Annotated in this window: 13 protein-coding genes and 4 pseudogenes; 5 read left to right on the top strand and 12 right to left on the bottom strand. The window is 66.0% G+C overall.

The features are described 5' to 3' along the window. Positions 1-41 precede the first annotated feature (41 nt). Entirely contained in the window at positions 42-1,550 is a 1,509-nt protein-coding gene (locus tag ALC15_RS26170) for an AMP-binding protein (RefSeq protein WP_050629751.1), read from the bottom strand. 322 nt (positions 1,551-1,872) lie between these two features. Here ALC15_RS26170 and ALC15_RS26165 point away from each other — a divergent pair, with 322 nt between their 5' ends. After that, positions 1,873-2,193 (top strand): PilZ domain-containing protein, encoded by a 321-nt coding sequence (locus ALC15_RS26165; protein WP_050629750.1) that lies wholly within the window; start codon positions 1,873-1,875, stop codon positions 2,191-2,193. A 78-nt stretch (positions 2,194-2,271) separates the two neighbouring features. Here ALC15_RS26165 and ALC15_RS26160 read toward each other — a convergent pair. Further along, positions 2,272-3,164: pseudogene (locus ALC15_RS26160) on the bottom strand (LysR family transcriptional regulator). 108 nt (positions 3,165-3,272) lie between these two features. Here ALC15_RS26160 and ALC15_RS26155 point away from each other — a divergent pair. Next, positions 3,273-4,265, top strand: coding sequence for an aldo/keto reductase (locus ALC15_RS26155; protein ID WP_050629749.1), 993 nt, complete (start codon positions 3,273-3,275; stop codon positions 4,263-4,265). A 181-nt stretch (positions 4,266-4,446) separates the two neighbouring features. Here ALC15_RS26155 and ALC15_RS26150 read toward each other — a convergent pair whose 3' ends face one another. Then, on the bottom strand, positions 4,447-5,478 hold the full coding sequence (locus tag ALC15_RS26150) for a peptidoglycan -binding protein (protein WP_050629748.1): 1,032 nt from the start codon (positions 5,476-5,478) through the stop codon (positions 4,447-4,449). Positions 5,479-5,563: 85 nt separating this feature from the next. Further along, positions 5,564-6,556, bottom strand: a complete 993-nt coding sequence (locus tag ALC15_RS26145) for a hypothetical protein (protein ID WP_050629747.1) — start codon at positions 6,554-6,556, stop codon at positions 5,564-5,566. 538 nt (positions 6,557-7,094) lie between these two features. Between ALC15_RS26145 and ALC15_RS26140 the strand changes: the two genes are divergently transcribed. The 3 genes and pseudogenes from ALC15_RS26140 to ALC15_RS26130 all read left to right on the top strand — a co-directional run bounded on the left by ALC15_RS26140 (position 7,095) and on the right by ALC15_RS26130 (position 12,735). Beyond that, positions 7,095-8,300, top strand: a complete 1,206-nt coding sequence (locus tag ALC15_RS26140; protein ID WP_094194100.1) for an efflux RND transporter periplasmic adaptor subunit — start codon at positions 7,095-7,097, stop codon at positions 8,298-8,300. A gap of 6 nt (positions 8,301-8,306) precedes the next feature. Beyond that, a pseudogene (locus ALC15_RS26135) lies at positions 8,307-11,458 on the top strand (multidrug efflux RND transporter permease subunit). A gap of 137 nt (positions 11,459-11,595) precedes the next feature. After that, on the top strand, positions 11,596-12,735 hold the full coding sequence (locus tag ALC15_RS26130; RefSeq protein WP_050629746.1) for an AAA family ATPase: 1,140 nt from the start codon (positions 11,596-11,598) through the stop codon (positions 12,733-12,735). A 14-nt stretch (positions 12,736-12,749) separates the two neighbouring features. Here ALC15_RS26130 and ALC15_RS26125 read toward each other — a convergent pair whose 3' ends face one another. The 8 genes and pseudogenes from ALC15_RS26125 to tkt all read right to left on the bottom strand — a co-directional run bounded on the left by ALC15_RS26125 (position 12,750) and on the right by tkt (position 22,373). Then, positions 12,750-13,544, bottom strand: a complete 795-nt coding sequence (locus ALC15_RS26125; RefSeq protein WP_050629745.1) for an inositol monophosphatase family protein — start codon at positions 13,542-13,544, stop codon at positions 12,750-12,752. Positions 13,545-13,776: 232 nt separating this feature from the next. Beyond that, positions 13,777-14,858 (bottom strand): annotated as a pseudogene (locus tag ALC15_RS26120) (tetratricopeptide repeat protein). A 7-nt stretch (positions 14,859-14,865) separates the two neighbouring features. Further along, positions 14,866-15,542, bottom strand: a pseudogene (locus ALC15_RS26115) (thiamine phosphate synthase). Further along, a complete protein-coding gene (locus ALC15_RS26110) occupies positions 15,543-16,583 on the bottom strand; it encodes a class I fructose-bisphosphate aldolase (RefSeq protein WP_050629808.1) in 1,041 nt (346 codons plus the stop codon). It abuts the pseudogene before it with no gap. A 190-nt stretch (positions 16,584-16,773) separates the two neighbouring features. Next, positions 16,774-17,841 carry a class II fructose-bisphosphate aldolase gene (fba, locus tag ALC15_RS26105; protein WP_050629744.1) on the bottom strand — a complete coding sequence of 356 codons (1,068 nt, stop codon included), beginning with the start codon at positions 17,839-17,841 and terminating at the stop codon, positions 16,774-16,776. A 40-nt stretch (positions 17,842-17,881) separates the two neighbouring features. After that, positions 17,882-19,078, bottom strand: a complete 1,197-nt coding sequence (locus ALC15_RS26100) for a phosphoglycerate kinase (protein ID WP_050629743.1) — start codon at positions 19,076-19,078, stop codon at positions 17,882-17,884. Positions 19,079-19,222: 144 nt separating this feature from the next. Beyond that, entirely contained in the window at positions 19,223-20,230 is a 1,008-nt protein-coding gene (gap, locus tag ALC15_RS26095; protein ID WP_050629742.1) for a type I glyceraldehyde-3-phosphate dehydrogenase, read from the bottom strand. Between the two features lie 160 nt (positions 20,231-20,390). Then, positions 20,391-22,373, bottom strand: a complete 1,983-nt coding sequence (gene tkt / locus ALC15_RS26090; RefSeq protein WP_050629741.1) for a transketolase — start codon at positions 22,371-22,373, stop codon at positions 20,391-20,393. Positions 22,374-22,663: the final 290 nt, after the last annotated feature.

Raw genomic sequence — 22,663 nt, 5'->3', positions numbered from 1 at the left:
CGGGTTTGTCGCGAGGGAGAACCGCCTTGCGCTATTCCGGATCATGCCTTCGCGCGCGCCGGCATGATGCGGAAGGCGCGGTTGTCCCTGATCCACCCGGCGCGCTCGTCGCGCAGCATAGTGCGGCGGACCTTTCCGGAATCGTCGCGCGGCGCGGTGCCGACGCGCTCGAAACTTTCCGGATGCTTGTAGCGGCTGAGCCGGTCCTTGAGGAAATCACCCATGCCGTCGGCAATCTCTTGCGCGTCGACATCGTCGGCGAGCTCGAGGATCGCATGCACGCGCTGGCCGAATTCCGGATCGGGCAATCCGACCACGACGCAGGAGCGCACCTTGGGATGTTCGCTGACCGCGGCCTCGACCTCGGCCGGATAGATGTTGGCGCCGCCGCGGAGCACCATGTCGGCGAGCCGGTCGCCGAGATAGAGATAGCCTTCTTCGTCGAGCCGACCGATATCGCCGAGCGATTCCCAGCCGTCCGTCCGCCGTTTCGGCGTGGCGCCGAGATAGTGATAGGTCGAGCCCGCGCCGTCATTGGGCAGGAAGTAGATCTCGCCGGTTTCGCCGGGCGCGACGTCGTTGCCGTCCTCGCCGATGATGCGTAAGCGCGCGGTCTCGCCGATCTTGCCGACCGAGCCCTTGTGGGCCATCCATTCGACGCCCGAGATCACGCAGGCGCCCTGCCGCTCGGTGCCGCCATAGAGCTCCCAGACCCGCTCCGGCCCGAGCCATTCGATCCACTTCTCCTTCAGCCAGGGCGGCATCGGCGCTGCCATGTGAAACACGATCTGCAGGCTCGAGACATCGTAGCGGTTGCGCACCTCCTCGGGCAGCGCCCAGATCCGGTGCATCATCGTCGGCACGAAGTTGACCCATTGCACGCGTTCGCGCTCGATCAGCCGCAGCGTCTCCTCAGCGTCGAACTTCACCATGCCGGTCAGCTTGCCGCCGCCGAACAGCGCGGAGTGCGACAGGATAAACGGCGCGTTGTGATAGAGCGGGCCCGGGTTGAGCAGCGAGGCCTGATGCGGAATCCCCAGCATCAGCGGCGTCGTGGTCTCGATCACCGCGGGGTTGTGATCGAGGATCACCTTCGGCCGTCCGGTCGAGCCGCCGCTGGTCATCGCCTTCCAGTAGCGCGCAATCGGCGCATCGAGCGGCTCCTCGGAAAATCCCTCCGGCACGAAATTCACCGGCAGCGAGTTCGGCGCGTTCCAGTCGGCCTCGCCGCCGACCACCAGCGACGGCTTCAGGATCTCGAGCACCGCGGCGGCCTCGCCGCGCGGCAGCCGCCATGACAGCGAGGTCGGCGTCGCGCCGCATTTCCACACCGCGAACGTGGTCTCGAAGAATGCGTTGCTGTTGGGCAGCCCGATCGCGACGAAGTCGCCGGGCTTGACGCCCTTGGCGGCGAAGGCCCGCGCCCGCGCATTGGCGCGGCGCTCGAGCTCTAGCCAGGTCAGCGCATCCGCGCCGTGGCTGACGGCGATCGCATCCGTGGGCTTGCGTTCGGCATACCAGCGCGGCACGTCGGCTAAGGGGATCAGCATGGGTCGTTTCCGTCGGAGAGGGGCGGCTTGAAGCGCTCTTGTTGCAGGGATGTGGCCGAAGCCACCGCCGTCACTTCACCAACAGTGCGGTCGCGGTGTCAAGGTCCGAAGCGCCAATATGGGTGGTATCCCGCTGAGGGAATTGCGGAATCCCCGTTTGCTAAAAGCCCCGTCAAGATTCCGGTAAAGTTCAAGCGATCGCGCTAAGCCGGACTTTACGGGGGAACGGCATTGTGGCCCGTGCGGTTATGTGCCGGGCGCGTCGATCGACCTGCGCGGTCTTGCAAGTTTTCAATGACCAATGTCTTCAAGGACGACGACGATGGCGAGCAATGGAGCACGGATCAAGGTCAGTCGCGAGCCGCGGCGCCAGCTCAACAACCGTGCGGCCTGGATCACGGTCGACGATGGCGTGACCGAGAACGCCTGCGCCGTGGTCGACATCTCGCCCGGCGGCGCCAAGATCACCACCGAGGTCGAGTTCGACGTCAAGGATCGCCTCGCGCTGACGCTGCTCGCCGACCATGCCAAGCGCTACCCCTGCGAAGTGGTCTGGCGCCGTGGCAAGACCTACGGGCTCAAATTCGTGACCGTGGAGGCGGAGCCGGACGCACCGGTCGCGGAGCCGGTCGGCGCGGTCTAGAACATGGTCCTCTGAACCGAACGGCGGACAGGCGGTTATCGCAAGCGCACTTCGTCTTGGCCGCGTTGCCGTTCGCGGTCAGCCGCGATAACGCAGCGCATCGACCAGCAGTGCGAAGGCCGGAGCGGATTGCCGCCGGCTCGGATAATAAAGGTGATAGCCGGGAAACGGCGCGCACCAGTCGTCGAGCACCTGGATCAGCTGCCCCTTGGCGAGTTGCGTGCGCACCTGGTCCTCGGCGATGTAGGCAAGCCCCAAGCCGGCCAGCGCCGCCTTGATCCGCAATGTGGTGCTGTTGAACACCAATTGTCCGTCGACGCGGACCTTGAGCGGGCGGCCACGCCGCTCGAATTCCCAGGCATAGATGCCGCCATGGGTCGGCAGGCGGATATTGATGCAGGCATGCTGGGTCAGGTCCTGCGGCCGTTTCGGGCGCTCCCGCCGCTTGAAGTAGGAGGGAGCACCGACCACGACCATGCGGAAATCGGGACCGATCCGCACCGCGATCATGTCCTTTGCAAGCTGCTCGCCGAGCCGGACCCCGGCATCGAAGCGCTCCGCGACAATGTTCGCTAGGCCGTTGTCGACGGTGATCTCCACCTTGATGTCGGGATAGCGCGGCAGGAACTCGGCCAGCGCCGGCCACAGGATCGTCTCGGCGGCGTGCTCGCCGGCGTGATGCGGATGGTGCCGGCGGGCTTCTCGCGCAGCGCGCTGAGTGCGGTGAGCTCGGCCTCGATCTCCTCGAAGCGCGGGCCGATGCCCTGCAGCAGCCGTTCGCCGGCTTCGGTCGGCGCGACGCTGCGGGTGGTGCGGGTCAAGAGCCGCACGCCGAGCCGCTCCTCCAGCGCGCGCATGGTGTGGCTGAGCGCCGATTGCGAGACGCCGAGCTGCGCCGCGGCGCGGGTGAAGCTGCGCTCGCGCGCGACGGCGAGGAAGGCGATCAGGTCGTTGACGTCAGGCCGCGGCATTCATGAGCCCTGCTCATAAGTTCATCCCGATTTCTACGTCTAATGGCCTGCCGACGCACGTCCTAAATCCCGCTGCGACGAATCCAGTCATCGATGCGGAGAGACATCATGCAGACGCGCAAACTCGGCAACAGCAACCTCGAAGTCTCGGCGATCGGCCTTGGCTGCATGGGGTTGAGCTTCGCTTATGGTCCGGCGGTGGAGAAGCCCGCAGGCATCGCCATGCTCCGCGCAGCCGTCGAGCGCGGCGTCACGTTCTTCGACACCGCCGAGGTCTACGGTCCCTTCGTCAACGAGGAACTGGTCGGCGAGGCGCTGGCGCCGGTCCGGAGCGAGGTCGTGATCGCGACCAAATTCGGCTTCGACATCGGAACCATGGCCGAGCGGCACCGCTCGCTGAACAGCCGGCCCGAGCACATCAAGGCGGTCGCGGACGCCTCGCTGAAGCGCCTCAACATCGAGGTGATCGACCTGTTCTATCAGCACCGTGTCGATCCCGACGTGCCGATCGAGGACGTTGCCGGCGCCGTGAAGGACCTGATTGCCGCCGGCAAAGTCCGCCATTTCGGCTTGTCGGAGGCCGGCGTGCAGACCATCCGGCGCGCCCATGCCGTGCAGAAGGTGACAGCCTTGCAGAGCGAATATTCGCTGTGGGAGCGCGGGGTGGAAGCGGAGATCCTGCCGCTGCTGGAAGAGCTCGGCATCGGCTTCGTGCCGTACAGCCCGCTCGGCCGCGGCTTCCTCACCGGTGCGATCAGCGCCAGCACAACATTCGCGAACGACGATTTCCGCAACCTCGTGCCGCGCTTCACGCCGGAGGCCCGACGCGCCAATCAGGCGCTGGTCGATCAGCTCGGCCGGATCGCCGCGGGCAAGGGGGCGACGGCGGCCCAGATCGCGTTGGCCTGGCTACTCGCGCAAAAGCCCTGGATCGTGCCGATCCCGGGCACCACCAAGCTCAATCGGCTCGAGGAGAACATCGGCGCGGCGCGCGTCGAGCTGAGCTCCGCCGATCTTGCCGAGATCGGCAAGGCGGTCGCCGCGGTCGAGGTGCAGGGCGCGCGCTATCCGGAACAGTTGCTGGGGTTGGTCGGGCGCTGAGGAAGTCGAGCCGCACACTCGGTGTCGTCCCGGGCTTGACCCGGGACCCATAACCACTGATGGCAATTGTCGCGCGATGCTGGGGCCGCGATCCCGTTCATCACCGAATGCGGTGGTTATGGGCCCTGGCTTTCGCCAGGACGACGGATGGTTAGAGCCGGAGCGGCTGACCGCTTCTGCCCTACCTCTCCGTCAGCTTCAGCTCGATGCGACGGTTGCGCTTGTAGGCGTCTTCGGTCTGCGCGGTGTCGAGCGGCTGGAATTCGGCGAAGCCGGCGGCGACCAGGCGCTGCGCCGGCACACCGAGCGAGATCAGGTATTGCACCACCGAGATCGCGCGTGCGGAGGACAATTCCCAATTCGACTTGAACAGCGGGCTGTTGGTGATCGGCCGCACGTCGGTGTGGCCGTCGACGCGCAGCACCCAGGCGATCTCGGCCGGGATCTGCTTGTCGAGGTCGATCAGCGCATTCGCCACCGTATCGAGCTCGGTCTTGCCTTCCGGCAGCAGCGTCGCCTGGCCGGTGTCGAAGAACACTTCGGACTGGAATACGAAGCGGTCGCCGACGATGCGGATATCAGGGCGGTTGCCGAGGATTGCGCGCAGCCGGCCGAAGAATTCCGAGCGGTATTTCGACAGCTCCTGCACCCGCTGCGCCAGCGCGACGTTGAGGCGCTGGCCGAGATCGGCGATCCGGTTCTGCGATTCCTTGTCGCGCTTCTCGGAGGCGTCGAGCGCCTCCTCGAGCGCGGCGAGCTGGCGGCGCAGCGCACTGATCTGCTGGTTCAGCACCTCGATCTGCGCCAGCGCGCGCGACGACACGCTCTTCTCGGACTCCAGCGCCTTGTTGAGCTCGTTGGCGCGGCCCTGCGCGTCGTTGCCGGAATTGGCGAGCCCCTCATAGAGTCCCTTCATCCGGTCGCGCTCGCCCTCGGCGGAGGCGAGGCCGGCGCGCAGCTGCGCGACCTGGTCGTCGAGCGTCAGCTTGGAGAGCTTCTCCAGCGACAACAGGTCGTTGAGCTGGGCGATCTTGACGGTGAGCTGCTCCAGCGCCTTGTCCTTGCCGGTTACTTCCTGCGACAGGAAGAACTGCACGACGAGGAACACCGACAGCAGGAACACGATCGACAGCACCAGCGTCGACAGCGCGTCGACAAAGCCGGGCCAGTAGTTGAAGCCGGATTCGCTACGGCGCGAGCGGGCGAGGGCCATCAAACAATCTCCTCTCTCGTGTCCCGGGCGCGGCGCGGCATGCAACGCCGCTCAGCAGAGCCGAGACCCAAATTCTCTGCCCCTCTCAGCTCTTCTCGGGCTGGCGGGCGAGGCGTTCGAGCAGCCGCTTGATCTCGCGGTTCTGCTCGCCCTGGCCGTCGGCCCATTCGCGGATCATCTGCTGCTCGGTGCGCATATGCGCAACCAGCCCCTGGATCGCCTCGGCAAGATTGGCCATCGCCGCGGTGGTGTTGCGGCCGCCCGTGCCGCCGCCACCTTCCTCGAGCGTGGCACGCAGCCGGTCGATCGCGCCCTGCATGTCGGCGCCGCCGACGCCGTCGCCGGAAATGCCGCGCACGGTGGTGGCGAGCCAGTCCTCGAGGTCGGTGTAGAAGCGGTTCTGGGCCTGGCTCGATTGCAGGTCGAGGAAGCCGAGGATCAGCGAGCCGGCGAGGCCGAACAGCGAGGACGAGAACGAGATGCCCATGCCGCCGAGCGGCGCGGCAAGGCCCTCCTTCAGCGTATCGAACAGCGCGCCGGCATCGCCGCCGACCTTGAGCCCGTCGATCACCTTGCCGACCGAGCCCACCGTCTCGATCAGGCCCCAGAAGGTGCCGAGCAGGCCGAGGAACACCAAAAGGCCGGTCATGTAACGCGAGATGTCGCGGGCCTCGTCCAGGCGGGTTGCGATCGAATCGAGCAGATGCCGCATGGTCTGCTGCGTGATCGACATCCGTCCGGTGCGCTCGCCGCCGAGAATGGCAGCCATCGGAGCAAGCAGCGTCGGCCGGCGCTCGATCGCAAGGCCGGGATCGGCGATGCGGAAATTGTTGACCCAGGCCACTTCAGGATAAAGCCGGATCACCTGGCGGAACGCCAGGATGACGCCGATCAAGAGCACCGCGCCGATCAGGGCGTTGAGCCCGGGATTGGCGAAGAAGGCGGTGACGATCTGCTTGTACAGCACCACCCCGACCAAGCCGCAGAGCACCAGGAACACCAGCATCCGCACCAGGAAGATCCTGGGCGAGGACAGCTTGCTCAGTTCGATCTCCATTTCGGAGCGAGAAGGGGGCATTGCCGGATCATCCGTTCGCGAAGGCCGCATCTGTAAGCAATATGGCACAGCGGCGGAGTGAGGAAAGCCGAATCCAGGGGCTGTCGGCAGAACCTGGGGTTGATACGGAGTGGACTGTTGCCGCTTTGTGCAGCTTTCCGGGGCGCCGGCGCATCAGGGGTGTGCAGAAAGCGCCAGTCCCACGCGCGGATCGCGAGACGCACGCCGGTTGCGTCGCTTGGTGGTGGGCGCGGCGGTCGGCGATTCGCGCGCCGCGCATTACGAGTTTGCAACCTGCGGCATTGTGCGCAGGCAAACGGCCACTTTCCCGCTCGCGCAGTCCTTAACGCATTCCCACAGCCTGCGATGGAACCCGCTCACAATCCGGTGAGTCGACAAAACATGCCGCGAAATCAGAGCGATAGGATTGTGTGACATTGAGCCGCCCGAGAAACGCATTGCGTCGCAGCAAGCAGGATTTATTTTCAGCGGGCAGAGCGGTGCCGCTGTGGCGCCGCCATTTGTTTATCCTAACCAACCCACAGGGGCGATCATCTCAATGTCTGGACTTCGCGCGCAATCGGCATGCATTGCTCTGATGCTGGCCGTGACGGCGCCACTGCTTGCTGGCTGCGACGAGCCGAATTCTGCAACCGCCGCCGTGCAAGCACCCGAGCCGGACGTCAGCGTGGTCACCGTGAAGCCGCAGGCGCGCGCGATGATGCGCGAGCTGCCGGGCCGCATCGCCCCGACCCGCGTTTCCGAGGTGCGCCCGCGCGTCTCGGGCATCGTCGTCAACCGCATGTTCCATCAGGGCAGCGAGGTGAAGGTCGGCGATCCCCTGTACCAGATCGATCCGCGCCCGTTCGAGGTCGAATTGCAGTCGACCGAGGCGGCGCTGGCGCGCGCCAAGGCCGTGCTCGAGCAGACCTCGCTGCAGGCCCGCCGCATCGCGACCCTCACTAACCAGCGCGCGACCTCGGAGGCCGAGAACGAGAAGGCGATCGCCAACCTGAAGCAGGCCGAAGCCGACGTGCAGGGCCGCGAGGCCGACGTCGCGCGTGCCAAGCTCAACCTGGACTACGCGACGATCCGTGCGCCGATCGACGGCACCATCGGTGCTGCCGTCATCAGCGAAGGCGCGCTCGTCGTGCAGAACGACGCCGCGAGCCTTGCGACCATCCAGCAGCTCGATCCGATCTACGCCGACTTCCAGCAGTCGGTGACCGAGATGAACCAGCTCCGCCGCGCCTTCGAGAGCGGCGATCTGGACCGCATCGCGCCTGACGCGATGAAGGTACGTCTCGTGCTCGACGACGGCTCGATCTATCCGCTGCCGGGCAAGCTGCTGTTTTCCGACGCCAAGGTCGACGCCTATACCGGGCAGGTGACCCTGCGCGGCGAATTCCCCAACCCGCATCGCATCCTGCTGCCGGGCATGTATGTCCGCGTGCTGATCGAGCAGGGCATCGACTCGGACGCGATCGCCGTGCCGCAGCAGGCGATCCAGCGCAATGGCGGCGGCGGCAGCGAGGTGTTCGTCGTCAAGGACGACAATCACGTCGCGGTGCAGCCGGTGCGCACCGGCTCGTTGCAGGGCGGCCACTGGTTCGTGAGCGAAGGCCTCAAGGCCGGCGACAAGGTCGTGGTCGAGGGCTTCCAGAAATTCGCCGCCGGCGACAAGGTCCGGCCGCTGGCCTGGCGCGAGGTCGATGCTGCTGCAGCACAATCGGATTCGCAGCAGACCGCCCACGCGAAGCAGTGATCCGACATGCCTAGCTTCTTCATCGACAGGCCGATCTTCGCCTGGGTCGTCGCGCTGTTCATCTGTTTGGTCGGCGCGATCTCGATTCCGCTGCTCGCGGTCGCTCAGTACCCGATCATCGCGCCGCCTTCGATCTCGATCTCGACGAGCTATCCCGGCGCGTCGCCCGAGAACCTGTACAACAGCGTGACGCGGCTGATCGAGGAGGAGCTCAACGGCGCCGCGAACATCCTGAACTTCGAATCGACCTCCGATTCGCTCGGCCAGGTCGAGATCATCGCGAACTTCAAGCCGGGCACCGACACCAGCCAGGCTTCGGTCGAGGTGCAGAACCGCCTCAAGCGCGTCGAGGCGCGGCTGCCGCGCGCCGTGATCCAGCAGGGCATCCTGGTCGAGGAAGCCTCCTCGGCCGTGCTGCAGATCATCACGCTGAACTCGACCGACGGCTCGCTGGACGAAGTGGGCCTCGGCGACTTCATGATCCGCAACGTGCTGGGCGAGGTGCGCCGCATCCCCGGCGTCGGCCGCGCCACGCTCTATTCGACCGAGCGTTCGCTCCGCATCTGGATCGATCCGGCCAAGCTGGTCGGCTACGGCCTGTCTGCCGACGACGTCAACAAGGCGATCACGGCGCAGAATGCCCAGGTCGCCTCCGGCAGCATCGGCGCCGAGCCGAGCACCGATACGCAGAAGATTTCCGCGCAGGTGCTGGTCAAGGGCCAGCTCTCCTCGCCCGACGAGTTCGGCGCGATCATCCTGCGTGCCAATGCCGACGGCTCAACGGTGCGGCTGCGCGACGTCGCGCGGATCGAGGTCGGCGGCCTCAGCTACCAGTTCAACACCCGCCTGAACGGCAAGCCGACCGCCGGCCTCTCGGTGCTGCTGTCGCCGAAGGGCAATGCGCTGGCGACCGCGAGCGCGGTCGAGGCCAAGATGAAGGAGCTGTCGCGCTTCTTCCCGGCCAACATCTCCTATGAGATCCCCTACAACATCACGCCGGTGGTGAAGGCTTCGATCGAGAAGGTCCTGATGACCCTGGTCGAGGCGGTGGTGCTGGTGTTCATCGTGATGTTCCTGTTCCTGCAGAACATCCGCTACACCATCATTCCGACCATCGTGGTGCCGGTGGCGCTGCTCGGCACCTGCGCCACGCTGATGGCCGTGGGCTACTCGATCAACATGTTGACCATGTTCGGCATGGTGCTGGCGGTCGGCATCCTGGTCGACGACGCCATCGTCGTGGTCGAGAACGTCGAGCGCATCATGGCCGAAGAGGGCCTGCCGCCGAAGGAAGCCACCCGAAAAGCAATGTCGCAGATCACCGGCGCCATCATCGGCATCACGCTGGTGCTGATGGCGGTGTTCGTGCCGATGGCATTCTTCCCCGGCTCGGTCGGCATCATCTACCGCCAGTTCTCGGTCACGATGGTGGCGGCGATCGCGTTCTCGGCGCTGCTCGCGCTGTCGCTGACGCCGGCGCTGTGCGCGACCTTGCTCAAGCCGGTCGAGAAGGGCCACGGCCATGCCCGCAAGGGCGTGTTCGGCTGGTTCAACCGCGTGCTCGACAACAGTCGCGCCGGCTACACGCGCACGGTGCAGGGCTCGCTGAAGCGCACCGGCCGGCTGATGCTGATCTATCTCGTGCTGTTCGCAGGCGTCGCCTACGGCTTCGTGCGGCTGCCCGGCGGCTTCCTCCCGGTCGACGACCAGGGCTTCATCACGACCGACGTGCAGACGCCGTCGGAATCGTCCTATGCGCGCACGGAAGGTGCGGTCGAGCAGGTCGAGAAGTACCTGAAGGATCGCGCCGGCATCGAGAACGTCACCTTCCTCACCGGCTTCAGCTTCCTGGGCCAGGGCATGAACACGGCGCAGGCCTTCATCACGCTGAAGGACTGGTCGGAGCGCGGCCCGAAGGATTCGGCCGCCGCGATCGTTGCCGACATCAACCGCGACCTGTCGTCGATCCGCGACGCCAGGATCTCGGCGCTGCAGCCGCCGCCGATCGACAATCTCGGCAACTCGTCGGGCTTCTCGTTCCGCCTGCAGGACCGCGGCCAGAAGGGCTATGCGGCGCTGATCGCAGCAAGCGACCGCCTGGTCGCGGAGGCCAACGCCAGCCCGATCCTGCAGAAGGTCTATGTCGAAGGCCTGCCGCCGGCGCCGCAGGTCAACCTGATGATCGACCGCGAGAAGGCCGGTGCGTTCGGCCTCACCTTCGAGGACATCAACAACACGATCTCGACCAACCTCGGCTCGAACTACATCAACGACTTTCCGAACCGCGGGCGCATGCAGCGCGTCATCGTGCAGGCCGACAAGACCAGCCGCATGAACGCGGACGACATCCTCAACTACAACGTCAAGAACAGTCGCGGCCAGCTGGTGCCGTTCTCGGCCTTCGCCACCATCGAATGGACGAAGGGGCCGACACAGATCGCGGGCTTCAACTACTATCCGGCAGTGCGCATCTCCGGCGAGGCGAAGCCGGGCTTCACCTCGGGCGACGCGATCGCGGAGATGGAGCGGCTTGCCAACAAGCTGCCGCGCGGCTTCGGTTATGAATGGACCGGCCAGTCGCTGCAGGAGAAGCTGTCGGGCTCGCAGGCGCCGTTCCTGCTCGCGCTGTCGGTGCTGGTGGTGTTCCTGCTGCTCGCCGCGCTCTATGAGAGCTGGACCATTCCGCTCGCGGTGCTGCTCACCATTCCGCTCGGCATTTTCGGCGCCGTGGTGGCTGCGACGCTGCGCGGGCTGTCCAACGACGTCTATTTCACCGTCGGCCTGATCACCATCATCGGTCTTGCGGCGAAGGATGCGATCCTGATCATCGAGTTCGCCAAGGACTGCGCGCGCAGGGCAAGCCGCTGGTTGACGCGACCATCGAGGCGTGCAGTCTCAGATTCCGCCCGATCCTGATGACCGGCCTTGCCTTCGTCTGCGGCGTGCTGCCGATGGCGATCGCGACCGGCGCCGGCGGCGCCAGCCAGCAAGCGCTCGGCACCAGCGTGATGGGCGGCATGATCGCCGTCGTCATCCTCGCGCTGCTCCTGGTGCCGGTGTTCTTCGTCAGCGTGCAGCGCGTGCTGGCCGGTGACCGGGAGAAGGTCGAGAAGCCGGAAGTCTACGGTCCGCCCGCGCCGGCAACGGGCGGCCACTGACATCGAGGCCGGTCCTGATTGAATCAGGGCCGGCTTGCTTTCGCGGCATCGCCAATCCAGACTGCATCTCTGGATTGAACGGATTGTCCTTGGCACGGTGACGGAATGCGCAGGCATCGGCCGATCGAGAGCAGGTGATGCGCCCGACCGACATCGAGATCGCGAATTATCGTTCCATTCGCCGGCTCTTCATGCCCATCCACCCGCTGTCGGTGTTCGTCGGCGAGAACGGCGTCGGCAAATCCAATCTCTACAAGTCGATGTCACTGCTGCGCGACGCGGCGGCGGGCCGGATCACCCACACCATCGCCGACGAAGGCGGATTGAATTCGGTCTCCTGGTCCGGCATGCGCAAGCGAGGCGACGATCCCCGGCTGCGGCTGGCCGCACGATTCGACGACATCAAATATTCGATCGAGCTCGGATATCCCGGCCCGGCTGAGGCGGCGTTTGCCGGCGAGCCGATGATCAGGTCCGAGCGGATCGAGATGATCCGCGGCAAGCGAAAAGTCCTGATGGTGGAGAGGACGAACGCGCTGGTCAGCATCCGCAACGAGAGCGGCGTCTGGGAAAGCCACAAGGAGGCGCTGTTGCCGTCCGAAACCGTACTGGCCGGCTTCTTTGACGGCAAGAACTCCCCCGAGATCGACCAGATCAGAAACGCGATGCTGGGCTGGCGGTTCTATCACGACTTCCGGACCGATCAGGCGTCGCCGATCCGAAAGCCCTGCCTCGCGGTCACGACGCCGTCGCTGAGTGCCGACGGCAGCGATCTGGCCGCGACGCTCGCGACGCTCTACTCCATCCGGCAGGATGCCGCCGAGCTGCAGGCCGCGATCGAGGACGCATTCCCGGACGCGGAGCTCCGCGCATGGGCCCAAAACGGCCATTGCGAATTCGATCTGCAGCTTGCGGATATGCCGCGCCCGTTCAAGGCCCACGAATTATCCGACGGCACGCTGAAATATATCTGCCTGCTCGCCGTGTTCATGGGCTACCGGCTGCCGCCGTTCATCGTGCTGAACGAGCCGGAGGCGAGCCTGCATCCATCGCTGCTGGCGCCGTTGGCGCGGCTGATCGCCAAGGCCTCGCGCCGCGCCGATATCTGGATCGTCACCCACTCGGACCATTTGATGGAGGCGTTGCGTAGCGAGAGTTCGGTCCCGCTGCGCCGGGTGGTCAAGGTGAAGGGCGCCACCGCCATCGAAGGCCTGAGCATCGGCGGCGAATTTCGCGACGGCGATGACGATGATGACGACGACGATGACGACGAATAGTTCGCGCCGCTGCGCTACTGCCCGAGCGGCTTCAGGATCTTGATCAGCTCGCCGTGCACGAACTCGTTGCCGCCGACGACGTGGCCGGTCTGCAGCGGGTCGTCGTTGCCCTGGATGCCGGAGACGGTGCCGCCGGCTTCCCGGATCATCAGCAGGCCGGCCGCGAGGTCCCAGGGCTGCAGGTTGCGTTCCCAATAGCCGTCGAGGCGGCCGGCGGCGACGAAGGCAAGGTCGAGCGAGGCGGCGCCGAAGCGACGGAAGCCCGCGACCTTGCTCTGCAGCGAGGCCAGCTCCTGCAGCGCCAGCTGATGGTTGCCGCGGCCGATATGCGGCAGGCCGCAGGCGACCACGCATTCGTTGAGCTGGCGGCGGCCGGCGACGCGGAGCCGCTGGTCGTTGAGGAACGCGCCCTTGCCGCGCTCGGCGATGTAGAGCTCGTCATTGGCGGGATTGTAGATCACGCCCGCGATCACGGTGTCCTCGCGCAGCAGCCCGATCGAGATCGCGAATTGCGGGATGCCGTGCAGGAAGTTGGTGGTGCCGTCGAGCGGATCGACGATCCAGGTGTGGCTCTTGTCCGAGCCTTCGCGCTTGCCGCCTTCCTCGCCGAGGAACCCGTAGCCGGGCCGGGCCTTTTCGAGATCGGTGTAGAGCATCTCCTCGGCGCGCTTGTCGGCCAGCGAGACGAAGTTCGCCGGGCCTTTCAGCGACACCTGGAGATGTTCGATCTCGCCGAGGTCGCGCTTGAGGCTGCGGCCGGCGCGGCGCGCGGCCTTGACCATGACATTGATGAGGGCGGAGTAGAGCATGATGAGAACTTGTGACCGAGATTGTGAATGTCGATAGAGCGGCGGGCGCAAATCTCAGCCCGTCATCCTGAGGAGCGCGAAGCGCGTCTCGAAGGATCGACGCCCCGGTCCGGGGCCGTGCATCCTTCGAGGCTCGCTCCGCTCGCACCTCAGGATGACGGGCGAAAAAGAACGGAACGCGGCCACCTAGGCTTCGGACTGGGTGCCCTCTGGAAGTGGCGCCGTCAAGGCGTCATTTGACGTTGTTTCCGATCCATTTTCGGGCAGCTGCCTCGCCCTTGGCGCGGTCTTCCGGGGTCATATCGGCGAGGATGTCGTCGAGATCGGGGTCGCCCTTGCCGGCGGTCTTGGCGACCGTGTGCCATTTCAGCGCCTCGACCTTGTCGACCGGGGCGCCGGCGCCGGTCGCCAGCACGTGGGCGAGGCGGTTTTGCGCGATCGGGCTGTTCTGCCGGGCCGCCTTGCGCAGCAGCGCGATTGCCGCCGGCACGTTCCGCGGCGTGCCGGAGCCGTTGTAGAGCGCGATGGCGTATTCGACCTCGGCATCGACATTGTCGGCCAGCGAGGCGGCCTGCAACAGCCGCGCCGCCTTTTCGAGGTCCTTCGGCACGCCGGTGCCTTCCTTGTAGAAGGTCGCGAGCGCGTATTGCGCCTCCGGGCTGCCGGCGTCCGCCGCCATGCGCAACAGCTCGGCGGAGCGCTTGAGGTCCTGCGGCAGGGTCTGGCCGTCGAGGTAGAGCAGCGCGAGATTATAGGCCGCCTTGGGTTCGCCGAGCTTGGCCGCCGACGCCAGCAGCTTGACCGCGGAATCCTTGTCCACCGCGCCGCCGCGGCCCGCGATCCGCATCATGGCCAGCGCGAACATCGCCTCGCGGTCGCCGGCATCGGACGCGCGCTTGTACCAGTCGTCGGCCTTGACGTAGTCGCGCTTGACGCCGAGCCCGTTGGCATAGAGCTCGCCCAGCATCGTCATAGCCTTGGCATCGTTGTTGTTCTGCGCGCGCGCGTCGCCAGGTCGAACGCCGTCTTGTACATGCCGCGCTGATAGGCACCGTAGACGAGGTCGACGTTGGGATCGTCCGGGGTCGGCGACGGCGTCGGGGTCGGTGTCGCTGATGCGCCGGGCTTCGGCGTCGCTGTTGCGGCGGGCTTCGGCGCGGGCTTCTTCGCGACGGGCGAATGTACCTTCGGCTTCGGCGCCTCCTTCTTCGCAGGCGGCGTCTGTGCCGGCGGCGTGATCGAGAGCTGCGCCATCGCGCCGCCCGTCAGCATCATGCAGCCGAGCGCAACAGCTATCGGACGCAGGCATTTCATTCCGGCGTCATCCCTCGGCCTTGGCCGTTCCGAACGTGGCGGCATGCGCCCGCGCAATGGCCGCGCCGATCTCGACCAAGGCGCCTTGGCGCCGCGTGGATCGGACCAGATGACGTCTCCGACCAGCACGAAATCCGCGCCGGCCGCCGCGAACGCCTCGGCCTCCTCGCGCGAGGTCGCAAAGCCGACGCAGGGCGGCTCGAACAATTCGTCCCACCATTCCAGCCGCTCGGCGATCGCCTCCGCCGAGGGCCGCTGCCCCTTGGCGTCGGGCTCGCCGAACAGCACGTAGTCGGCGCCGGCTTCGCCCGCTGCCATCGAATCGTGGCGTGTCGCGAGCCCGCCGACACCGACGATGCGGTCGGGCCGCAGCGAAGGCATCGCCTCTTCCATCGCGGCGACGCCGGTCAGATGCGCGCCATCGGCACCGGCGCGGGCCACGATGTCGGGATGGCCGTCGATCAATAGTGCCGCACCGGCGCGCTGGATCGCCGGCGCCAGCGCCTTGACGGTGGAGATCATGCTGCGCGGGTCGCTCTCGCGCAGCCGCACCAGAACCGCCGCGACGTCGGCCGCGGCAAGCACGTCGGCAAGCTCGGCCGCAAGCCGTGCGGGCTCGTCGACCGGCGGGGTTGCCAGATAGAGGCGCGGCGCCGGCCGCGGCGGAACGGGCTTGGTGGCCAACTATGCCGCCTGCTTTTCGAGGCCGGCTTCCCAATTGCCGGTGCTCGCGAGCCCGTTCATCCGGGCGCGATGCGAGAAGGCGCGCTGTCCGGCGGGGACGTTGTCGGGCTTGCCGGACCACGCCTTCTGCGGCGCCGCCTGCAAGGCGCGGCCATAGGAGAAGGTCAGCCGCCACGGCAGATGGCCGATCTTGTTCATGGCGTCGAGATGCGCGGTCGCTTCCTCGTCGCTCTGCCCGCCGGACAGGAAGGCGATGCCGGGCACCGCGGCCGGCACGCAGCTCTTGAGCAGGCGGATGGTCTTCTCGGCGACTTCCTGCACCGACGCCTGCTTCGGGCACTTCTTGCCGGATATGGCCATGTTCGGCTTCAGGATCATGCCTTCGAGCGCGACACGCTGCACCCGCAATTCCTGGAAGGTGCGGTTCAGCACGCGCTGCGTCACCTCATAGCAGCGGTCGATGTCGTGATCGCCGTCCATCAGCACCTCAGGCTCGACGATCGGCACGATCTGCGCGGCCTGGCACAGCGCGGCGTAGCGCGCCAGCGCGTGGGCGTTGACGCGGATCGCGGTCATGGTCGGGATGCCGCGGCTGCCGGCGCCGGAGCCGATATCGATCACCGCGCGCCATTTCGCGAAGCGCGCACCGCGCTCGTAATATTTCTTCAGCCGCTCGGCGAGCTTGTCGAGGCCGACGGTGACGAGTTCGCCGGGGCAGTTCGGCAGCGGCTGGGTGCCTTCGTCGACCTTGATGCCGGGGATCGCGCCTGCCTGCTCGATCAGCTTGACCAGCGGCGTGCCGTCCTTGGCGTTCTGCCAGATCGTCTCGTCGTAGAGGATGACGCCGGAGATGTACTTGCTCATCGCCTCCTGCGAGCGGAACAGCATCTCGCGATAGTCGCGCCGATTGTCTTCGGTCGAATCGACCTTGATGGCGTCGAAGCGCTTCTTGATGGTGCCGGAGGATTCGTCGGCAGCGAGCAGGCCCTTGCCCGGGGTGACCATGGCAAGCGCAATTTTGTTGAGGTCAGCGAGGTTCATCGGGAACATCCTCCAGAGCATTGCCTTTGCAAACCAAAATAGGCGGTTCTCGGGCAAATGCCTAGAAAACGTTCGTCGCGGCCGGCGTTTGCCGCAGCCGGCGATCAAGCCTTCGGGACACCGTTTCCGACTGCGTCAGAGCCGGTGTCCCGCCTTAATGATTCAGGCAAGAAGTTGTCAGGTCGCCTCGTCAGGCGACCTTGGGATCAAGCTCGCCCTTGGCGTAGCGCTTGGCCATCTCAGCCGTGGTCAGCACCTTCTTGATCTTGCTGGCCTGGCCCGCGGTGTTGAACTCCTGCAGGCGCTGCTTGCACAGCTTGGTCATCGCCTCCATCGCGGGCTTCAGATACTTGCGCGGATCGAACTCTTCCGGATTGTCCTTCAGCACCTTGCGGATCTGGCCGGTCATCGCCATCCGGTTGTCGGTGTCGATGTTGATCTTGCGCACGCCGTTCTTGATGCCGCGCTGGATCTCGGCGACCGGCACGCCCCAGGTCGGCTTCATCTTGCCGCCATTGGCGTTGATGATCTCCTGCAGCTCCTGCGGCACCGACGAGGAGCCGTGCATGACGAGATGCGTGTTCGGCAGCTTGCGATGGATTTCCTCGATCACGTTCATGGCGAGGATGTCGCCGTCCGGCTTGCGGGTGAACTTGTAGGCGCCGTGCGAGGTGCCCATCGCGATCGCCAGCGCGTCGACCTTGGTTTCCCTGACGAACTTCACGGCCTCGTCGGGGTTGGTCAGCAGCTGGTCATGCGACAGCTTGCCCTCGGCGCCGTGGCCGTCTTCCTTGTCGCCCATGCCGGTCTCGAGCGAGCCGAGCACGCCGAGCTCGCCCTCGACCGAGATGCCGCCGAGATGCGCCATGCCGGTCACCGTCCGGGTGACGCCGACATTGTAGTCCCAGTCGCCGGGGGTCTTGCCGTCGGCCTTCAGCGAGCCGTCCATCATGACCGAGGTGAAGCCGGCCTGGATCGCGGTCATGCAGGTGGCGGGCTCGTTGCCGTGGTCGAGATGCACGCAGACCGGGATCTGCGGGTAGATCTCGGTGACGGCGTCCATCATGTGCTTGAGCATGACGTCGTTGGCGTAGGAGCGCGCGCCGCGCGAGGCCTGGATGATGACCGGCGCGTCGACTTCGGAGGCCGCCGCCATGATCGACAGCGCCTGCTCCATGTTGTTGATGTTGAAGGCAGGTACGCCGTAATCATGCTCTGCCGCGTGGTCGAGCAGTTGCCGCAACGTTATGCGAGCCATTCCATTTCTCCCTGTAGTGCGTGTTCGGATTCGAACTAAATCAACGGTTTTTCAAAACTTCGACGCCCGGCAGTGGCTTGCCTTCCATCCATTCAAGAAACGCGCCGCCCGCGGTCGAGACATAGGAAAAATCGCCGGCCACGCCCGCCTGGTTCAGCGCCGCGACGGTATCGCCGCCGCCGGCGACCGAGATCAGCTTCTTGGCCCTGGTGCGCTCGGCGGCATGCTTGGCCGAAACCACGGTGCCGCGGTCGAACGGCGTCAGCTCGAAGGCGCCGAGCGGCCCGTTCCAGACCAGCGTCGCGGCGTCGTCGATCGCGGCATGGATGCGCGCGATCGATTGCGGGCCGACGTCGAGGATCATGCCGTCGGCCGGGATCGCATCGAGGCCATAGGCGTGCGACGGCGCGTTGGCGGCGAACTGGTTGGCGACGACGGCGTCGACGGGAAGGATGATCGCGCAGTTCGCGGCGTTGGCCTTCTCCATGATCCGCAGCGCGGTCGCGGCGAGGTCCTTCTCGGCGAGCGACTTGCCGACCGCGACGCCCTGGGCGTGCAGGAAGGTGTTGGCCATGCCGCCGCCGATCACCAGCGCGTCGACCTTGTTCACGAGGTTTTCCAAGAGGTCGATCTTGGTCGAGACCTTGGCGCCGCCAATGATCGCGATGACAGGCTTGGTCGGGGCTTCCAGCGCCTTGCCGAGCGCGTCGAGCTCGGCCTGCATGGTGCGGCCGGCATAGGCCGGCAGCTTGTGGCCGAGGCCTTCGGTCGAGGCGTGGGCGCGATGCGCGGCGGAGAAGGCGTCGTTGACCCAGATGTCGCCGAGCTTTGCCAGTTCAGCGACGAAGCCGGCGTCGTTCTTTTCCTCTTCCTTGTGAAAACGCGTGTTTTCCAGGCAGAGGATGTCGCCGTCCTTGAGGGCTGCAACCGCCGTGGCAGCAGCTTCGCCGATGCAGTCCTCGGCGAAGGCGACCGGACGCTTGATCACCTTGGACAGCGCCTCAGCAACCGGCTTCAGCGATTCCTTGGGATCGCGTCCCTTGGGCCGGCCGAAATGGGCGAGCAGGATCACCTTGCCGCCCTTGTCGGAAATTTCGGTGATGGTGGGGGCAACGCGCTCGAGCCGGGTGGCGTCGGTGACGCGACCGCCTTCCATGGGAACGTTGAGGTCGACGCGCAGCAGCACGCGCTTGCCCTTCACATTGACGTCGTCGAGGGTACGGAACGATTTTGTCATGAGCGTTTCCTGTGCGGCCGGACACAGCCGTCCGATGGACGGCGTCGCGTTCGCTTGCCGATGTCGCGGCCGTCGGGGCCGCGGATGCGGAGGGCCAAAGACGCAGATGCCCGGCTTTGGGCCGGGCATCGCGAACAGTCGAACTTAGATCAGCTTGCCGATCGCGACGGCGGTGTCCGCCATGCGGTTCGAGAAGCCCCACTCGTTGTCGTACCAGGCCATCACGCGCACCAGCGTGCCGTTCTGCACCTTGGTCTGGTCCATGTGGAAGGTGGCCGAGTGCGGATCGTGATTGAAGTCGATCGAGACGTTCGGCGCGTTGGTGTAGCCGAGGATGCCCTTGAGCTGCTGCTCGGCGGCGCGCTTCATCGCCTCGTTGATCTCCTTGGCGTCGGTGGCGCGCTTGGCGACGATCTTGAGGTCGATCACGGAGACGTTCGGGGTCGGCACGCGGACCGAGACGCCGTCGAGCTTGCCCTTCAGCTCCGGCAGCACCAGGCCGATCGCCTTGGCGGCGCCGGTCGAGGTCGGGATCATCGACATCGCTGCCGCGCGGCCGCGATAGAGGTCCTTGTGCAGGGTGTCGAGCGTCGGCTGGTCGCCGGTGTAGGCGTGGATCGTGGTCATGAAGCCGGTCTCGATGCCGACGGTGTCGTTCAGGACCTTGGCGACCGGCGCGAGGCAGTTGGTGGTGCAGGAGCCGTTGGAGACGACCAGCTGATCCTTGTTCAACGTGTCGTGGTTGACGCCGTAGACGATGGTGGCGTCAGCGCCGTCGGCAGGCGCCGAGACCAGCACGCGCTTGGCGCCCGCGGTCAGATGCGCCGAGGCCTTGTCCTTCGCGGTGAAGATGCCGGTGCATTCCAGCGCGACGTCGACGCCCAGCGCCTTCCACGGCAGCTTCGCGGGATCGCGCTCGGCTGAAACCTTGATCTTGTTGTCGCCGAGGCTGATCGAGTCGCCTTCGACGGTCACGGTACCCGGGAAGCGGCCATGCACGGAATCGAAGCGCAGCAGATGTGCGTTGGTCTCGACCGGGCCGAGGTCGTTGATGCCGACCACCTCGATGTCCTTGCGGCCGGACTCGGCGATAGCGCGCAGAACGTTGCGGCCGATGCGCCCAAACCCGTTGATCGCGACGCGGATTGCCATGCTCGTCTCCTCTAAAGCTGTTGTCAGCCCCGCGGGAGGGCTCCCACGAGGTTTTTACGGCGGAACGCCCGGTTCGGCCGGGCGCGTACGGAAAAGATGGAGCTTTGGTAATCCTTTTTTACGACAAGCTCAACCGTGGGCCGCGGGTGCCAGCCCAGCGTCAGACGCGCTTGGTGGCAGCGTTAACGACAGCCTCAGCGGTAATGCCGAAATGCGGGAAAAGGTCCTTCGCGGGGGCGCTGGCGCCGAATCCGTGCATGCCGATGAATTCGCCGTCGTGGCCGATCACGGCGTCCCAGCCCCAGCGCACTGCGGCCTCGATCGCGATCTTGACCGGAGCCTTGCCGATAATGGCATTTTGCCGCTCGGCGGGCTGCGCCAGCAGCAATTCCAGCGACGGGACCGAGACGACCCGCGTCGCGATGCCGCGCCCGGCCAGCTGCTTCTGCGCCTCGACCGCGATCTGGACCTCGGAACCGGAGGCGAACAATGACACTTTTGCGTCACCCTGCGCCGCGACCAGCTCGTACGCGCCGTGGCTGCACGGGTTGTCGTTCGGCGCCGTGGTGCGGAGCTGCGGCAGGTTCTGGCGGGTCAGCGCCAGCACCGTCGGTCCGTCGACGCGGTTGAGCGCCAGTTCCCAGCACTCGGCGGTCTCGACCGCGTCGCAGGGACGGAACACGCGCATGTTGGGCATCGCGCGCAGTGCCGAGAGATGCTCGACCGGCTGGTGGGTCGGGCCGTCCTCGCCGAGGCCGATCGAGTCATGGGTCATGACATAGACGACGCCGGTGCCCATCAGCGCCGACAGGCGCATCGCGCCGCGCGCATAATCGGTGAACACCAGGAAGGTGGCGCCGTTCGGCGCGAAGCCGCCATGCAGGAAGATGCCGTTGAGGCACGCCGCCATGCCGTGCTCGCGGATGCCGTAATGGATGAAGCGGCCCTTCGGCGTCTTGGCGCCGAACGCGGTCGCCGACTTCGCCTTGTTGTTGTTGGAGCCGGTGAGGTCGGCGGAGCCGGCGACGAACTCCATCGGCATCGCAGCCGCGATCACTTCGATCGCAGCTTCCGACGACTTGCGGGTCGCGACGTTGAGCGGATTTTCCAGGAGACCCTTCTTGAAGGCGCGCAAACCCTTGGCGAGCGCTTGCGGCCGCTCGTGACGGATGCGGCGCTCGAACTCGGCGCGCTTGCGGTTGCCGAGCTGCGCGAACTGCTCGTCCCACGCCTTGTGCTCGGCGGCGCCGCGGCTGCCCGCCTCGCGCCAGGCCTTCAGCACGTCGTCCGGCACCGAGAACGGCTCGAGCGAGATGCCGAGCTTCTCCTTGGCGCCCTTCAGCTCAGCGGCGCCGAGCGCCTCGCCATGCGCCTTGGCGGTGCCGGCCCTGGTCGGTGCGCCGAAGCCGATCGTGGTCTTGCAGGCGATCAGCGAAGGCTTGCTGGATTTCTGCGCGCGGGCGATCGCAGCGGTGATCGCCTCCGGATCATGGCCGTCGATCAATTCGGCGGCCCAGCCGGCGGACTTGAAGCGCTTCACCTGGTCGACGGAATCGGCGATCGAGGTCGGGCCGTCGATCGAGATGCCGTTGTCGTCGTACAGCACGATCATCTTGTTGAGGCGCCAGACACCGGCGAGCGCGATCGCTTCCTGCGAGATGCCTTCCATCAGGTCGCCGTCGGAGGCGAGCACATAGGTGTGGTGATTGACGATCTTCTTGCCGAACTCGGCGGCGAGCATCTTCTCGGCGAGCGCCATGCCGACCGCGGTCGCAATGCCCTGGCCGAGCGGACCGGTGGTGGTCTCGATGCCCTTGGTGTGGAAGTTCTCCGGGTGTCCCGGCGTCAGCGATCCGAGCTGGCGGAAATGCTTGATCTGGTCGAGCGTCATATCCTTGTTGCCGGTGAGGTACAGCAACGCATAGAGCAGCATCGAGCCGTGGCCGGCGGAGAGCACGAAGCGGTCGCGGTCGGGCCATGCCGTGTCGGCGGCATCGAACTTCAGGAATTTCGTGAACAGCACGGTCGCGATGTCGGCGGCGCCCATCGGCAGGCCGGGATGGCCGGAATTCGCCTTCTCGACGGCGTCCATGGCAAGGCCACGGATCGCATTGGCCATACGGGTGTGATCGACCTGCGTCATGATGAAAAGTCCGCCTGGAATGAGGAGCTGATTGCTGGACGTATCGGGGCGGGCAGCCGCGATACGCGCGTGGATGGCCTTACGGGTTGGAGGGTGGATTAGCACCTCAAATCCGCAAGTCCAAGGCGATGAAACGCCCCAAAACGGGGAAAAGTTGCTCGAAATGGCCCTATTTCATTGAACGGTGCATAGTTCTGCGCCGCCGTTGCGCTTCGCTCGCTCGCCACGTAAATTTCGTCCCGTAAACGCTTGCCGAACCGCCAGTTTTGCCGTGCGGCAGCCATCTCCAG

The organism is Bradyrhizobium viridifuturi (assembly GCF_001238275.1).
Lineage (GTDB): Bacteria > Pseudomonadota > Alphaproteobacteria > Rhizobiales > Xanthobacteraceae > Bradyrhizobium > Bradyrhizobium viridifuturi.
Note: the sequence above shows the minus strand (reverse complement) of the source record. Positions and strands in the feature narration are given on the sequence as shown.

Coding starts and splice junctions, on each gene's coding strand:
- ALC15_RS26170 (WP_050629751.1), bottom strand. CDS start 1,550: ATGCTGATCCCCTTAGCCGACGTGCCGCGCTGGTATGCCGAACGCAAG.
- ALC15_RS26165 (WP_050629750.1), top strand. CDS start 1,873: ATGGCGAGCAATGGAGCACGGATCAAGGTCAGTCGCGAGCCGCGGCGC.
- ALC15_RS26155 (WP_050629749.1), top strand. CDS start 3,273: ATGCAGACGCGCAAACTCGGCAACAGCAACCTCGAAGTCTCGGCGATC.
- ALC15_RS26150 (WP_050629748.1), bottom strand. CDS start 5,478: ATGGCCCTCGCCCGCTCGCGCCGTAGCGAATCCGGCTTCAACTACTGG.
- ALC15_RS26145 (WP_050629747.1), bottom strand. CDS start 6,556: ATGCCCCCTTCTCGCTCCGAAATGGAGATCGAACTGAGCAAGCTGTCC.
- ALC15_RS26140 (WP_094194100.1), top strand. CDS start 7,095: ATGTCTGGACTTCGCGCGCAATCGGCATGCATTGCTCTGATGCTGGCC.
- ALC15_RS26130 (WP_050629746.1), top strand. CDS start 11,596: ATGCGCCCGACCGACATCGAGATCGCGAATTATCGTTCCATTCGCCGG.
- ALC15_RS26125 (WP_050629745.1), bottom strand. CDS start 13,544: ATGCTCTACTCCGCCCTCATCAATGTCATGGTCAAGGCCGCGCGCCGC.
- ALC15_RS26110 (WP_050629808.1), bottom strand. CDS start 16,583: ATGAACCTCGCTGACCTCAACAAAATTGCGCTTGCCATGGTCACCCCG.
- fba (WP_050629744.1), bottom strand. CDS start 17,841: ATGGCTCGCATAACGTTGCGGCAACTGCTCGACCACGCGGCAGAGCAT.
- ALC15_RS26100 (WP_050629743.1), bottom strand. CDS start 19,078: ATGACAAAATCGTTCCGTACCCTCGACGACGTCAATGTGAAGGGCAAG.
- gap (WP_050629742.1), bottom strand. CDS start 20,230: ATGGCAATCCGCGTCGCGATCAACGGGTTTGGGCGCATCGGCCGCAAC.
- tkt (WP_050629741.1), bottom strand. CDS start 22,373: ATGACGCAGGTCGATCACACCCGTATGGCCAATGCGATCCGTGGCCTT.